11 protein-coding genes and 1 other RNA gene are annotated in these 16150 nt (G+C 43.0%); 7 read left to right on the top strand and 5 right to left on the bottom strand.

Annotation, left to right across the window (positions count from 1 at the left end; genetic code table 11):
• Window positions 1-18 precede the first annotated feature (18 nt).
• Window positions 19-1863 carry a glutamine--fructose-6-phosphate transaminase (isomerizing) gene (glmS, locus tag L6466_RS10060; protein ID WP_237803006.1) on the bottom strand — a complete coding sequence of 615 codons (1845 nt, stop codon included), beginning with the start codon at window positions 1861-1863 and terminating at the stop codon, window positions 19-21.
• 128 nt (window positions 1864-1991) lie between these two features.
• Entirely contained in the window at window positions 1992-2501 is a 510-nt protein-coding gene (locus L6466_RS10065; RefSeq protein ID WP_237795559.1) for a hypothetical protein, read from the bottom strand.
• A gap of 152 nt (window positions 2502-2653) precedes the next feature.
• Here L6466_RS10065 and L6466_RS10070 point away from each other — a divergent pair, with 152 nt between their 5' ends.
• Window positions 2654-4570 carry a polysaccharide biosynthesis protein gene (locus tag L6466_RS10070; protein WP_237795557.1) on the top strand — a complete coding sequence of 639 codons (1917 nt, stop codon included), beginning with the start codon at window positions 2654-2656 and terminating at the stop codon, window positions 4568-4570.
• 35 nt (window positions 4571-4605) lie between these two features.
• Here the strand turns inward: L6466_RS10070 and ssrA are convergent.
• Window positions 4606-5008, bottom strand: a transfer-messenger RNA (tmRNA) gene (gene ssrA, locus L6466_RS10075).
• A 160-nt stretch (window positions 5009-5168) separates the two neighbouring features.
• On the opposite strand from ssrA, the gene L6466_RS10080 reads away from it, so the two are divergent.
• From L6466_RS10080 to L6466_RS10095, 4 genes are read left to right on the top strand one after another with little or no spacing between them, the layout of a single operon-like run.
• Window positions 5169-7697: an SLBB domain-containing protein gene (locus L6466_RS10080; protein ID WP_237795554.1), complete on the top strand. Its 2529-nt coding sequence runs from the start codon at window positions 5169-5171 to the stop codon at window positions 7695-7697.
• 6 nt (window positions 7698-7703) lie between these two features.
• The gene (locus tag L6466_RS10085) at window positions 7704-8735 is read left to right on the top strand and encodes a chain-length determining protein (RefSeq protein ID WP_091851520.1); all 1032 of its coding nucleotides are present in this window, start codon (window positions 7704-7706) and stop codon (window positions 8733-8735) included.
• Window positions 8732-9778, top strand: a complete 1047-nt coding sequence (locus tag L6466_RS10090) for an EpsG family protein (RefSeq protein WP_237803004.1) — start codon at window positions 8732-8734, stop codon at window positions 9776-9778. The genes L6466_RS10085 and L6466_RS10090 overlap by 4 nt, the downstream gene beginning before the upstream one ends.
• Window positions 9775-11115: a lipopolysaccharide biosynthesis protein gene (locus L6466_RS10095; protein WP_091851514.1), complete on the top strand. Its 1341-nt coding sequence runs from the start codon at window positions 9775-9777 to the stop codon at window positions 11113-11115. Before L6466_RS10090 ends, L6466_RS10095 begins: the two co-directional genes overlap by 4 nt.
• A gap of 25 nt (window positions 11116-11140) precedes the next feature.
• On the opposite strand, the gene L6466_RS10100 is transcribed toward L6466_RS10095, so the two are convergent.
• Window positions 11141-12889: an LTA synthase family protein gene (locus L6466_RS10100; RefSeq protein ID WP_489146333.1), complete on the bottom strand. Its 1749-nt coding sequence runs from the start codon at window positions 12887-12889 to the stop codon at window positions 11141-11143.
• Between the two features lie 15 nt (window positions 12890-12904).
• On the bottom strand, window positions 12905-13966 hold the full coding sequence (locus tag L6466_RS10105) for an acyltransferase family protein (RefSeq protein ID WP_237803001.1): 1062 nt from the start codon (window positions 13964-13966) through the stop codon (window positions 12905-12907).
• Window positions 13967-14103: 137 nt separating this feature from the next.
• Between L6466_RS10105 and L6466_RS10110 the strand changes: the two genes are divergently transcribed.
• Both L6466_RS10110 and L6466_RS10115 read left to right on the top strand, forming a co-directional pair.
• The gene (locus L6466_RS10110) at window positions 14104-15000 is read left to right on the top strand and encodes a glycosyltransferase family 2 protein (protein WP_237803000.1); all 897 of its coding nucleotides are present in this window, start codon (window positions 14104-14106) and stop codon (window positions 14998-15000) included.
• 4 nt (window positions 15001-15004) lie between these two features.
• Window positions 15005-16141 carry a glycosyltransferase family 4 protein gene (locus tag L6466_RS10115; protein ID WP_237795518.1) on the top strand — a complete coding sequence of 379 codons (1137 nt, stop codon included), beginning with the start codon at window positions 15005-15007 and terminating at the stop codon, window positions 16139-16141.
• The last annotated feature ends 9 nt before the right edge of the window (window positions 16142-16150 follow it).

Below are 16150 nucleotides of genomic sequence, written 5' to 3' on the forward strand. Positions count from 1 at the left end.
TATCACATATTCAAACAATTACTCTACCGTAACCGACTTTGCCAGATTTCGAGGCTGGTCAACATTCTTACCCTTGCAGACGGCCACATGGTAAGCCAAAAGCTGGAGAGGAATGGTAGCCACCAAAGGCTCCAGACATTCCAGCACATCAGGCAGTTCGATAACCTCGTCAGCTATACGACTAATAGTATCGTCACCCTTTGACACAAGTGCAATGACACGTCCCTGGCGAGCCTTGATCTCCTGAATGTTCGAAAGCACCTTCTCGTACATGGCATTGTGTGTAGCAATGACCACAACAGGCATATCAGAGTCAATCAGAGCAATAGGTCCATGTTTCATCTCTGCAGCAGGATAGCCCTCGGCATGTATATAAGAAATCTCCTTCAGTTTCAAAGCGCCCTCCAAAGCTACTGGATAAGAATAGCCGCGTCCCAAATACAGGAAGTTGTGCGCATATGTAAAGGTACGAGCAAGATCACGCACTTTCTCATTTGTCTTCAGCACCTCCTTGATAATTTCAGGAACACGATTCAACTCTTCCACCACCTTCAGGTATTCATCACGACTGATAGTACCCTTTGCCTCACCAAGGGCAAGGGCAAACATGGTGAGTACCGTGACCTGACCCGTGAAAGCCTTCGTTGAAGCCACACCAATCTCTGGACCTACATGGATATATGTACCCGTATCGGTGGCACGAGGGATGCTTGAGCCAATGGCATTACAGATACCATAGATAAAGGCCCCTTTCTCCTTAGCCAACTGGATAGCAGCAAGCGTATCGGCCGTCTCACCACTCTGTGAGATGGCGATCACCACATCATCAGAGGTTACAACTGGATTACGATAACGGAACTCCGAGGCATACTCCACCTCGCATGGAATACGGCAGAACGATTCTATCAGTTGTTTACCAATAAGACCTGCATGCCAAGAGGTACCACAAGCTACTATGACAATACGCTTGGCTTTCAACAGTTGGAGACGATAATCGATAAGGGCAGAAAGTGTCACGTGGTTGGCATCTACATTGATACGTCCACGCATACAGTTAGTAAGACATTCGGGCTGCTCAAAGATTTCCTTCAGCATAAAATGAGCATAGCCGCCTTTCTCTATCTGTCCAAGGTCAATATCCACCTTCTTCACCTGCAGTTCCTGCTCCTCACCGAGGATACTCATCACCTTCAAGTCCTCACCCAAACGGATGACGGCAATCATACCATCCTCCAGATACACAACCTTGTCCGTATATTCAATGATAGGACTGGCATCAGACCCTAGGAAAAACTCATCCTTTCCGATACCTACCACTAGTGGACTCTGCTTACGGGCAGCAATTATCTGACTGGGGTCGCGCTTATCAACAATAGCGATGGCATAAGCACCAATCACCTGATAGAGTGCCACCTGAACAGCCTCAAGCAGAGTGATGCCCTTTTTCTCCATGATATACTCTACGAGCTGCACCAGTACCTCGGTATCCGTGTCACTCTTGAACTCCACGCCTTTATCTATCAGCTTAGCCTTAATATCGGCATAGTTCTCAATAATTCCGTTATGGATAATTGCCAGGTTATGGCTCTGCGAATAGTGTGGATGGGCATTACGAGCCGAAGGTTCGCCATGAGTAGCCCAGCGCGTATGGGCAATACCTACACAGCCCGTGACATCCTTGTCAGAGCAATACTCCGTCAAATTGTCCACCTTACCTTTCGTCTTGTAAACATTAAGGTCGCATTTATCATTAATCAGTGCCACACCGGCAGAGTCATAACCACGATACTCCAGTCGACGAAGTCCCTTAATAAGTATTGGATAAGCCTGTTGCTTACCAATATAACCAACTATTCCACACATATATTGTTTAGTTTTATACTGCTAAGTTTTGTTTTTTCGGCTGCAAAATTACAAAAAAAACGGCTACCTTAATAAAAGATAGCCATTTTTTTAAAAAGAAATTTAATGTATAATGTGAATGGTTGGCTTTATTCGTAATATTCGATAGTGCGGGTCTGTTCCATCTCCTGCCCCATCATAGAGGTCTTACGGCTGATCCAGTTACCCTTAGCATCATATTTTATATCGGTATATTCCATCTTCATTTCCTGGCCACCCATATCCATGGTCTGACTGACAACAGCGCCCTTGTCGTTATAGGCAAAAGTCATAGAAAAGCCCTGGCCACCCATGTCCATGCTCTGGCTCTTCACCTTACCGTTTTCCCACTTATAGGTAACAACAATATCCATACCGCGTGCATTCATTTTTGCCGACTGCAGATAGCCATTGGCATCATATTTTGCATCGCTCATACCCTCCTGCTGCATCTTTCCGTCGGGAGAGAAATTAATCACTTGCTGGCGGCCCATCTGGCTGCTCTCAATCTTCTTCACTTTTCCAGTAGCATCGTTTGCTTCGACGTCGTGGAATGTTGTCTGTGCCTGCATGGCAAACGGAAGTGCCAGCATTGCAATCATCATAAAAAGTTTCTTCATAGTTTTAATTGTTTTTAATTATATGGTGATTAAAATATGGTTTGAAATCACAGGTTAGACGCAATAGTGACGAAAAAGTTTAAAATAATACTCAAAAATTTCTTTATTTTACAAAAAATATGTACTTTTGCACCCGAAAATACTAAGCTAATATGAAAAATCCATTAGACAAAATAATCAGTTGGTACTTCACCAAGAATACTTTACCTTATTGGTGTGTGCTAATCGCAGATAGTCTATTTGTATTCCTCTCAGGTATCTTTACCTTCTGGACTTTCAGGAAAACTGCCGTATTATTTGATCTCCGATTTGCGGTGTTGTACACCATGCTTATCTATACGGCATTCGCAATCATTGGTTTCCGCGTCTTCCGCACATACTCCGGAATTGTACGTTACTCAAGTTTCGTAGACTTGATGCGTGTAGGCTATGGCAGTTTGCTGTCAATGGTTATTGCTCTTATCTACTCTGTCATCGCAGAAAAGTATGTTTGCTGCATTGCCATCCTGAGCCAGACAGAAACAGTTGTCACATTCTGTGTGGCTACCCTGCTGATGTGGGCCGGACGTGTGATGGTTAAAAACCTATACGACGTGATGGTATCTGACAAGCGAGCCATGAGAGTACTTATCTACGGCGCACTCTCTGGCGGTATTGGTCTTGCCAAGTACATCAACTCACAAAACCCCAAGAAATATCTCCTTCAGGGTTTTATCTCACACGACAAGCAGGCTAAGCACATGTTGCTGATGGGTAAGCAAGTTTATAATGTCAATGACAATCTGGAAGACATCATTGCCCAGAAACATATTGACGCCGTACTTGTATCCCCCCTTCGTATTGACGATTTCAGAAACAACCAGCAGATACAGGACATGCTTATCAAAGCTGGCTGCAAGATTTATATGGCTCAGCAGGCAAAGGAGTTAAAACCAAACGAAGACAACCTCAACGAAGATAACTTCCGTAGCATGCAGCTGAAAGAGGTCTCTGTGGAAGATCTCCTCCCACGTCAGGAAATCACTGTGGATATGGCATCCGTAGGTGCACTTCTGAAAGGCAAACGTGTGTTGATTACCGGTTCTGCAGGCAGCATCGGCTCTGAGATGGTGCGTCAGGTAGCCGTCAACAAGCCTGCCAAGATGATGCTGATAGACCAGGCCGAGACGCCTGAGCATGATATCCGTCTGATGATGGAGAAAGAATTCCCCGATGTGAAGGCTGAGACTGTGGTCACAAGTATCTGCAAGGAAGACCGCATGGAGCAGATTTTCAGCGACTTCAAACCCGACTATGTTTTCCATGCTGCCGCCTATAAGCACGTGCCGATGATGGAGAACAACCCCAGTGAGGCTGTACAGAATAATATATATGGTACGAAGGTGATTGCCGACCTGAGCGTAAAGTATGGCGTCAAGAAGTTCGTCATGGTATCAACGGATAAGGCCGTGAACCCCACCAACGTGATGGGATGTTCAAAGCGCATCTGTGAAATCTACGTACAGAGCCTTGGCAAGACTACGGATAAGACACAGTTTATCACCACCCGCTTTGGTAATGTACTGGGATCTAACGGCAGTGTGATTCCTCTGTTCCGGGAACAAATCAAGAATGGCGGTCCTGTCACAGTAACAGATCCACGCATTGTGCGATTCTTCATGCTGATTCCCGAAGCATGTAAGTTGGTACTTGAAGCAGGCACAAAAGGCCACGGTGGCGAAATCTTTGTATTTGACATGGGACAACCAGTAAAAATTGCAGACCTGGCTCAACGCATGATTGCACTAAGCGGCGCTAAAAACGTAAAAATAGAGTACACCGGACTGCGTGCTGGCGAGAAGCTTTACGAGGAAGTGCTCAACGAGTTGGAAGGCACTAAGCCCTCGTTCCACGAAAAGATACGTATTGCCGAAGTGCGTGAATACGATTATGAAGAAGTCAATAAGGAGATCAATAACCTGATAGCCATATCCAAGCAATATGACGACATGGCAACGGTAAAGAAGATGAAGGAGATTGTGCCTGAATACAAGTCAAACAACTCAGTATACGAAGTATTAGACAAATAAGAAAAGCCCTCACTTTTTGAGGGCTTTTTCTTATTAAGTGGAGCTGGAGGGAGTCGAACCCTCGTCCGCACAAGGAAACCATACGCTTTCTACACGCTTATCTTGGCCTTCATTTTCGAGCTACGACAAGACCCAAGCCACCAATCGTAACCTTATCCCCTAAAATTTCATCTACCAGTCGAGGCGCCCAACAGACTATTTCCGATTTAACCTGCGCCGCTGAGCCCTCGGATTCGGAACCAGATCCTTGGAGCGACGTCTCGTTCCCTCACCTTGTAAGGGAATTAAGCCAGTAATCTACTATACTTCGATTAGGCAGCGAGAGCATACTCATTGTTGCCAATTAATTTTCCTACAGAAGAGATTAAGGAGCCTCCCATAGCCCAGCTCCGCGTGCTTACGTACCATTTCATCTTGCCGTCAAATCCAGTCAACCCCAGACTATGAACCATGCAAAATGCAGGTATTGCGGGTGCAAAGGTATAAAATAATTATGAAATAAGAACTATGAATAAAAAAATATTTCGTACCTTTGCAATAATTTTGCCGTGAATCGGTTTATTATAATGTATTATTATGCCAAAACAATAGACAAGATATGAGAAAATACCTATTCCTCTTAGGAATGATGCTGCTTACCTGCACATCAATGACTGCGCAGTCGAGTATGACTGACAACCAAATCATGGATTATGTAATTGAGCAGAACGCCAAGGGTGTATCGCGCCAACAGATTGTGACTCAGTTGATGCAGCGTGGCGTCACCATTGACCAATTACGCCGCATCCAGAAGAAGTATCAGAAGCAGATCAAAAACGGTGCCCTTGGTGCAGAAGATATTACAGCCGGTTCGAAAGCCGTAAAGAATCGTATGCGCGAAGCCAACGGTGAAAAACGTGAGGAACAGGTAAAGAAAGACAAGCAAAACGCCTCACAATTCCGTGTTAAGGATGGCAAGAAATCAAACCAGATTCAACGCCATACGTACGATGACGACGATAAGGACTTTGTGGAAATGGACGAGGCCATTGACTTTATGATGCCAGATTCCCTAAAATACAAGTTGGATGAGCAAAAGCCTGAAAAACGTAAGATATTCGGCCACGATGTATTTAACAACAAGAATCTGACTTTCGAGAGTAGCATGAACCTGGCTACGCCTCAGAATTACGTACTTGGTCCTGGTGATGAAGTGAACGTCGATATTTGGGGAGCCTCACAAGAAAGTATCACAGAGTCTGTTTCTCCTGATGGTACAATAACCATAGAAGGAATTGGCGTCATCAAGCTGGGCGGGCTCAGCGTTAGTCAAGCCAAAGCAAAACTCAAGCAAGTCATAGGTCCACGCTATCAGGGTTCGCAAATAGATTTAACCCTAGGACAAACACGCACAATCACAATCAGCGTGATGGGTGAGGTGAAAGTACCGGGAACATACACGATGTCGGCCTTCGCCACTGTTTACAATGCACTTTACATGGCAGGCGGTCCCAATGAAATTGGAACATTGCGCAACGTTAAAGTATATCGCAAAGGGAAATTGCTTTCAAATGTTGATGTTTATGATTTCCTGCTTAACGGAAAGTTAAGTGGTGACGTACGTCTGCAAGACAATGACGTGATTACCGTCAGCCCCTACGAAACATTGGTGAATATTACGGGTAAGGTAAAGCGCCCAATGTTCTACGAGATGAAAGAAAACGAGAGTGCCGCTACCCTACTCCGCTATGCTGGTGGTTTCACAGGTGATGCCTATACTAAGGCTATCCGCGTCAATCGTAAAGCCGGTGCAGGCTACTCTGTATTCAATATTGGCGAATTTGACATGAACAGTTTCAAATTAATGGATGAAGACAGCGTCAGTATTGACTCAACGCTAAATCGATATCAGAATATGGTTGAGATACGCGGCGCCGTATTCCGTCCTGGCATGTATCAAGTGGGAGGAGAAATCAACACCGTCAAAGCACTCATAGAAGCAGCAGCAGGAGTCACAGAGGAAGCCATCTCACAGCATGCCGTGATGCATCGCATAAAGGCAGACCGTTCACTTGAGATGATAAGTTTGGATTTACGTGCCATTATGGAAGGTACAGCTCCTGACATTGCCCTGAAGAACGAGGATGTTATTTACATTGCCAGTCGTCAGGAACGCAACGAGAAGAAAACGGTAACAATCAATGGTGAAGTGGCCTATCCTGGTGTTTACCGCTATGCTGAGAACGAGACACTTGAAGACCTGATTATCCAAGCTGGTGGTCCTACTGAGGCTGCATCGTTGGCAAAAGTCGATGTAGCACGTCGTATTACCAACCCCAACTCTACGGAGGCTGGCGACCAGATAGCCCAGAACTTCAGTTTCAAGCTGAATCCTGACTTCACGATTTCTGAACAACCCGATTTTACACTGCAACCATTCGATGAAGTTTATGTACGTCGTTCTCCCGACTATAACGAACAACAGAATGTCACCATCGAAGGCGAGGTGCAGTTTAGTGGCAACTACGCATTGTCAAGCAAGGGACAGCGACTGAGCGAAGTCATCAAGATGGCAGGCGGACTGACCAATCAGGCTTATGCTGAAGGTACCAAACTGTTGCGCCAGATGACCTCTGAAGAGCGCGACATGATGGAAACCATGTTACGCACCGCCCAGCGCAACTCGGGTAACGACTCTATTGACGTGAAGAAGCTGATGACGAACACCACTTACCCCGTAGGTATTGAGTTGGATAAAGCTCTGAAGAACCCAGGAACCGATGACGACCCAATCCTTCGCGAAGGCGACCGTATCGTAGTGCCCCGTTATGACGGAACAGTAAAAATTAACGGTGAAGTACTATTCCCCAACACTGTATATTTCAAGGAGGGCAAGAGTACCGACTACTATATTAACTTAGCCGGTGGAACAACATCAACAGCCAAGAAATCCATGACCGTTATCATCTACATGAATGGCATGGTGGCACGCGCAGACCGCAAGCACAAGCCTCGCCCAGGTTGCCAGATTGTGGTGCCCACAAAGTCACGCCGCAAGGGCATGTCACTGCCAGAAATCCTGAGTATCGGCTCTAGCACTGCCTCTATCGCAACAATGATTGCTACGATTGCAAACTTGACAAAGTAAGAAGCTATGGAAGATAATAAGAAAGAACTGAAGACCATTGATGTCATTAATATAGCAAAAAAGCTGTGGGCCAGGAAGAAACTCTTTGCCAAGACATTACCCATAGCCTTTGTATTATCATGTGTATTTATCCTAGGTTTTCCGCGCTACTATAATACAGATATCAAGTTAGCCCCAGAACTAGGCGGGTCGTCTATTGGTAGTAGTACATTAGGATCGCTAGCATCTTCTTTCGGATTCGATTTGGACAATCTGCAAAGCAACGATGCCATTACCCCCCTTCTATATCCCGACCTTATGGAAGATAATGGCTTTGTCACCAATCTTTTCAATGTACGGGTAAAAACTGTAGACGGAAACATTGAAACCACATACCATGATTATTTACAGAAACATCAAAAGCCTGTTATATGGTTTGTCCCCATTGATTGGATGAAGAACCTGTTTCGTAGCAAACAAAAAGCAGAAGAACGAACTATCGATCCCTATAACCTGTCGAAGGACGAAGATGCTATTGCCGGAAGTATCAGAAATAACATCAAGATTAATTTCGACAAGAAAACAGCTGTTATCAGTATCAGTATAAAGGATCAGGACCCGCTGATCTGTAAAACTATCGGTGACTCCGTTAAGGAACGACTTCAGGAGTTCATTACAGACTATCGTACCAGCAAAGCCCGTACTGATTACGAGTACTACATGAAACTAACAATGGAAGCCAAACAGGAATACGAGAAAACTCGTCAGCAATACGGCAGGATGGCAGATGCCAGTACAAATGTAGCTCTGAAAAGCCTTGAGTTGCAACTTGAGGATATGGAGAATGACCTTCAGCTAAGATACAACACTTATACCACACTCAACACCCAGATGCAGGCATCAAAAGCGAAAGTACAGGAGCGCACACCAGCGTTCACCGTCATCAAAGGTGCTTCAGTGCCCATTAAACCTGCAGGTCCTAAACGCATGATTTTTGTTGCATTCATGCTAATGCTTACATTTGCCGGCACTTCACTATATATATTGCGTAAACAATGATATATACCTTCCTCTTACTATTTATTGTTATTGTCTCTTTGATATTCCTGGAGGAATATCTTGGAGACCATAATAAATATGTATATTGGGGACTATGTATCATTATGATACTTTTATGTGCATTCAGGACGATAGGCGTCGACCCTGACTCTGAAGCTTACGAAGAGATCTTCAAAACCCATGAAAACAATCCAGAACTTCTGGTAGAAGCCTCTTTCTTATTCTTTTCGGGGATTGTGCAAAGATTTACGGACGATGTCCACTATCTGTTCTTGATATACGCCATTTTGGGTGTCACGATAAAGTTTATTGCCCTTAGGCAACTATCGCCTTGGTATTTTCTTCCATTAGCCATATACTTCGGAAACTATTTTATTCTTCACGACTACATACAGATTAGAGCTAGCATTGCATCAGGTATGCTTTTGCTGGCCATCAAACCTCTCTCTGAAGGAAAGAAGAAGAAAGCCATTCTCTTCTTCTTAATAGCAAACATATTTCACTATTCATCACTCGCGTTTTATCCTATCCTATTTTTCAACAACAGACTATCACAGATCTGGAAATATCTACTGATAGCGATTATGCCTATTGGAGTCGTGTTGTTCCTGCTTCATTATGATTTCTTCTCCGCCCTCCCAATACCCTATATTCAGGACAAGATTGAGATGTATAAAGCATTAACAGAAAGAGGAATCTTTGATGAACTATCCCTCAAGAATGTGTTTATTTGGATTCAATATTGCATCATCCTCTACTCGCTCTATTTTTACGACACAATGTTAGAAAAGTGTCCTGCATTACCATTATTACTAAAAATCACAGCCTATTCAATGGCCTGCTTTTTTGCCCTCTCGTCAATTTCTGTAGTTGCGGGCCGACTGCACGAATTACTGGGTATCGTTGAACTGGCACTATTCCCATGCGTCTGTTACACTATACGTCCGCAGTACTATGGTAGAATTGCGGTCTGCTTTATTGGAGCGGTAGAAATGTACTTCACGCTATTCGTATGGGAGCTATTAGACTTTGCAATGGAATGAGTAACAATAAAACCGTTAGCAGCAGCCGTTCTTCCCTGTTACAGAAGAATATCTTTGCCTCTTTTGTTATCAAAGGGTGGTCAGCCCTCATTGTACTTCTGCTGGTTCCGGCAACCCTTCATTGCTTAGGAGAGTACAAAAACGGCATTTGGCTCACCATAAGTAGCCTGCTATTATGGATTGACAACATGGATATTGGTCTTGGTAACGGACTCCGTAACAAGATAGCAGAATACATGGCACACGATGAGTTTGAACGGACCCGTTCTCTCATTTCATCGACCTTCGCCATGTTGACATGCATCATCATCCCCGTACTGCTTATTCTGTTATTATTAATTGCCCTTACCGACCCCTACTGGATTTTCAACGCTTCGCCATCGAAAGTGGATCATCTTGACCAAGTTCTGATGGCAACGGTGACACTGGTATGTACATCATTTATTTTTAAGTTGATTGGCAACTTCTACATGGGTATGCAACTCCCTGCTGTCAGCAATCTGCTAATAGCCTTGGGTCAAACACTGGCACTCATTGGCACCTATATCGTACTGTGGTCAGGAAGCCATTCACTGATGCTTATCGCCTTGGTAAACACGGTGTCACCACTCATTATCTATTTACTAGCTTTTCCATATACTTTTCTCTACAAATATCCGCATCTGTGCCCATCGTTAAAACTTATCAAGCTCAAAGAAGCAAAGGCAGTCATTCATATGGGGGTACAATTTTTCATCATGCAAATTTCCAGTGTCGTTTTGTTTATGACATCAAACATACTCATCTCGAATCTGTTCTCTCCTACGATGGTCACTCCTTATCAGATTACCTATCGTTACTTCAGCATACTGCTCGTCATCTTTACTGTTATCTGCATGCCATTCTGGAATGCTACAACCGATGCCTATCAGAAAAACGATATAGCATGGATTCGTAATGCCACAAAAAAACTACGACTGATGACGGTAGGAATTCTTATCTGTCTGATAGTCATGATTGCGCTCTCAGATATCGTCTACGCCATCTGGATAGACCAACAGACGGTCATTGACCTGAAGATGAGCATCATGATGGCTGCCTATATTTTCATCCTTATCTATAGCATGCGCTACAGCTATTTCATTAATGGTATCGGGAAACTGCGACTACAACTCATCTTTACCACAGCAGCAGCCGTTCTTTTTATTCCATTGGCTTACCTGACGACACAATGGACACACAGCATCATCTGGTTTATGATTGTCATGTGTTTGGTGAACATCCCCGGGCTCATTGTCAACCGAATTCAATTCTATAAGCTCATCAACGGAAAAGCAAATGGTATTTGGATGAAATAAGTTGCATTCGAGCAATAATCTCCTCTTAGTGCTTGCGCATCATTTCAAAATAGTTGCTCCTGATAATCCAATCCGACAAAGTCTGCAACCTTTCAACGTTGTATTCCTGATAGTTGGCGTTTAACAGGGAATGTCCTAATCCGCGCCATGTTGAACGTACGCCATAGATATCCAGTAGTGTGGTATAGACGTCCAACTGGTTGCAACGTCCGGTCCATGCATTGCTACTGTTAATACCACCATTGATAATGTAAAGTGGCAACTCGTCAACGACCTGACTATCAGCCATATTCAAATGAGCAGGATGGGCTTGGTGGTCGGCGGCTATCACGATGACGCTATTATCATAGAGTCCCTGTTGTTTTAAATGCTTGATATACTTCTCAATCTGCATATCAGTATAGTGACAGTCCACCAAATAGTTCAGGTATTCCGTCGTCAGCGATTTATCTGCCAGCGTAAAACCATGCTCCACGCATTTCGTATAGGGGTTATGCATCGACATCGTCAGCACGAGCGAAAAGAAAGGCTGTTCTGCCGTTGTTTCCACCTGTGATGCCATTTGGAATATTTGCTCGTCGTTCAAATCTTCGTAACCAGTCATATCCTTGTCATAGTCGAACTTCGAGTACATCTTTTCAATTCCATAACGCAAGTTCATCTTGTCCTGTTCCCAAAACGTCGGCGACGTGGGTACAATAACGTGCGAATGTTTTAGTCGGCCAGCATTTATCAAAGCTGCCGGCAAACCATAGAGCATCTTGTCCTTAACAATATTGACAGTTATCTCCGACTTCAGCGGCAACAGGCCCGTCATATAGATAAATTGCCCATCAGACGACTCGCCCATCTCAATATTAGGACACATATGTCCATTATAAAACACCATACTATCGCGTTTCAAGCTATTCAGGAAGGGTGTAATTTCCTTGCCATCCACTTTCAGGTCTGACGTTACCGACAGGTACGATTCAACAATAATGAATATCAAATTCTTGGTCCCCATGACAGTGGGTTTTGTCGTTCGTTGCCCATAGTCAGTAAATTCCTGTTCAATATCCGCCTTCTGACTTTCGTCCAACTCCCAATCCCTCTGTATAAAATCATCGTTACACACCAACGCACGCCTCAGGAAACCGCTGCGATACAGCATATTGTTGGGTGCCTGCGCATATTGCTGCTTGGTTGGCGAGAAACGAATAAAAGATGTTTTCAAGTCATGATCATGTAGCAAGTCCAACATCAGGATGGAGATCAAGACACCTGCCAGCATCGTACCCCACAACAATCCTATCGTCTTCAGCCACAGCCTCTTCAAGTCCTCCTTATTGTAGCGTTTATACAACCAACCGAAGAGGATAGCCCAAAGGATATAGAATAAGTCATGCCAACGAAAGCCTGTCAGTGTGCTATCTATTACGTCGCTGTCATTCAAGTTGCCCACCTGTAGAATTACCAGATTGGGCAGATAGTAGCCAAAAAAGCGCGAATAGAGCACGTTGCAGAAGGAGAGCAATGCCGTTAAAATGAATGTCATCAACAATGCCCTCTTTACCCTACCCCTCATCAGTAGCATACTCAGCAGGAAGAAGGACGTTGCATCAATCAGACACGAAAAAACATTGCTCATTATAGCATCCACCTTAAACGGATACTCATATTCCACCGTCAATACCATCTGTCCATGCATAGACAAGAGATTGACCACCGACAAACCAAACAACAATAAAAACTTCCTATTCCAGGTTACTTTTTGTAAATATGTTGACAACATATCAATCCGTTATAATCATTTTTTGATACCTTTACACAAACTGTGCTTTAATCCCGAACCAATAACAGGAACAGCAACACCAACAACCAGGTAGCCAATCCACCAACCTTGAGTATTATAAGGCCTCAATACCGGGAATTCTGCCAATTGCTCAATCGGGAGACCATAATAGGCAATTATGATCAAACTAACTATTTTGAAGGACAAGAAATGCCATGTCAATATTTCTATCGTCTTATTACCGATATTTGAAATAAAGCTAGAAAGACGGTGTGTTTTTCCAGTCAGATATTTGGAAACCATCATCACAACGATAGAGCCAGCTATTGCTGAGATAAAATAGGGAATGGTATGAGTCCATATCATATCTAGCATATCGCCACGCCAGTACACACTTCCCAACAGCAATAATAAAGCACAGCCAAGGAGAACAAGCCTACTGTACTTGTCAACGATTTCTTCTATCGAATATGACTTATAGAGGTAACCTGCCATCATACATGATACAGCAAAGAGCTCCTTCGGACCACAGTAGATATTGACAACAGGAATCCCCTTAAAATATAGCAAGACACTTAGCAGCAAGGTAACGACTCCTCCGATAATGGGAATTTTCAGTTTTAGTAGTCCATAGAAAATGAAAGAGGCAAAAAACATCGTATGCAAGAACCAGTAGCCGCCCAACAATTGTTCGTTACCACTGAGGCAAAAGAATATAAAGAATGTCTTTTTCAGATAATCAGACACACTATATAACTGAGAGACTTCTCCCTCGAAACCAAAAGTATCATTATAGATATTTAAATGAAAAAAGATGTTATGCAATAAAAGGAATATCAAGCTCCACTTAACAAATGGGACATATATTCTACTGACACGTTTTTGGGCATAATTCCTAAAATTCTCCAAATGACTCACTCTGAAACAATAGCCAGAGAGAAAGAAAAACAAAGGCATATGGAACATATAGATTACTGTATAGCCATAAACGGAAAAGAATGTATGTCCCAAAACCATCAACATAATGCCGATGCCTTTAGCAAAAGACACAGAATTATAAAATTGTATATTATTCATCGAATTTACATTATTATGCAAAGGTACGAAGTATTTCTGTACAATCTGTTGCACCCACGTTAATTATATTTAAATTCTTATCTGCAATGAGCATATTCTTTGCTGCAATAAAGAGAATTTTATACTTTTGCATAACTATGACTGTATCTATCATCATTGTCAATTACAATACGCTGCATGTTCTAAAACCGTGTCTGGATAGCATTATAGAACATACCATCGGTATCGATTACGAGATTATTGTCGTTGACAATGGTTCCACTGATGGCTCTATCGAGGTCTTATCTCAAGATAATCGCATAACCCTTATTCAAACAGGCGAAAATCTAGGTTTTGGCAAAGCCAACAACAAGGGACTAGAACAAGCGAAAGGAAAATATATCCTCTTTCTCAACTCTGACACACTGCTCAGAAACAATGCCATTAAGATATTCTATGATTTCGCCGAACAGTTTCAGGGCAAGCTTGGTGCATTAGGATGTATATTAGAAGACAGACAGGGAAATTGGATCCATTCCTATGGACAGTTTCCGAAAATGAAAGACGATTTCCAAAAATTCCTTTGGATTCCCATTCTAAAAGGATTGCATCTGTATAATTCTCCAGTTATTAAGTATCCCAAGCAATGGCTGATTGTTGACTACGTAACAGGTGCTGACCTATTTGTCCGTCGAGAGGTTTTGGATGAGTGTGGTGCTTTTCATCCAGCTTTTTTCATGTATTGCGAGGAGTCCGAGATGGAGCATCGATTCAATCTACATGACTACGATAATGTACTACTCAATGGCCCTAGAATCATCCACCTCGAAGGCGAAGGCGGCAAAGACGGAAAGAGTAGCAGATTTATACGAGATACCTATAGACAACAAAAAAGTGAATACATTTATTTCAAGCTTACAGAGCCTCGTTGGAAATACTTTCTCTATCGTACTATCCACCCGGTGTTAAGACTAACTGTATGGCTCAATCCTAATGTATCATTTGCAGACAAATGGAAATTCACTAAGCAATTATACGTTTCGATAAAACTTTAATAATATGAGCATTCTCATTGACGGTCGAATATGGTCCCTTTTCTCTGCTGGTGTTGGGACGTTCTTTACCTGTGCCATCATGGAATGGGCGAAGCAGAGAAAAAACGACATATTTTATATTATACTACCCAAAGGACTTGATACAAGATACGAGCTATCATCAATCCCAGACAATATAAAACTGCTTGATTATTCAAAGCAGTTTCCCAAAAGACTGCCGAACATCATCATTCTGCAACTATTAGTGCCCTACCTTTGTAGGAAACTACACATCAACATGTATTATTCACCAGTGCCTCACCTACCCTACTTCATTCCCTCAAAGGTAAAGACAATGGTGACCATTCATGATGTTGTCAATATTGAGATGGCTCAGACTATGTCATGGACTAACCGACTGGCTACCAGTATCTTTTTCGGACAAGCAATCAAAAAAGCGAACTTCCTATGGACCAACTCCTATTATACGAAATCAAAAGTGGAAGCATATTACCCCTCACGCCACTGCAAGGAGATATTTACAGGCGATGCTGCCGACAGGAATATATTTTTTCGCAGGACGCTGTCTGAAGACAAAAAGCTGCAAATAAAACAAGCATTCGGCATCAAGCATCCATTCATTCTATTTGTCGGCTCTCTGGAACCGAGAAAGAATCTTAAGTTCTTATTAAACATCATACCCAATCTCTACAAGGAGCATGGCATTCAATTGGTGGTGGTAGGCGGAAAAGGTTGGAAGAACACGGATCTTAAAGACATCATAGAATCACCGTCTTTTCCAAAAGAGTCAACCATTTTCTGTGGTTATGTTAGCAATGAAGACTTAGTTATGCTATATCATACTGCCGCTTGTTTTGTATCTTGTGCACTAATGGAAGGATTTGGAATGCCTCAATTGGAAGCTTTATTATGCGGATGCCCTGTTGTTACTGCTCATAACACGGCCATGATAGAAGTGGCCAAAGGGAAAGACGGTGCTGTTACAGTAGAAGGATACGACAAAGAAAAATGGATACATGCAATCGTAAAGATGCTACAAGAACGACCTAATGTCAATTTGCAGCAATTATCTGACTATCATTGGGGTAACATTATCGACAGATTAACTTCTTATCTTTCGCACACTACATCTCATACATAGGTTCAATTT

The sequence above is a fragment of the Prevotella communis genome (assembly GCF_022024175.1).
Taxonomy (GTDB): Bacteria; Bacteroidota; Bacteroidia; order Bacteroidales; family Bacteroidaceae; genus Prevotella; species Prevotella communis.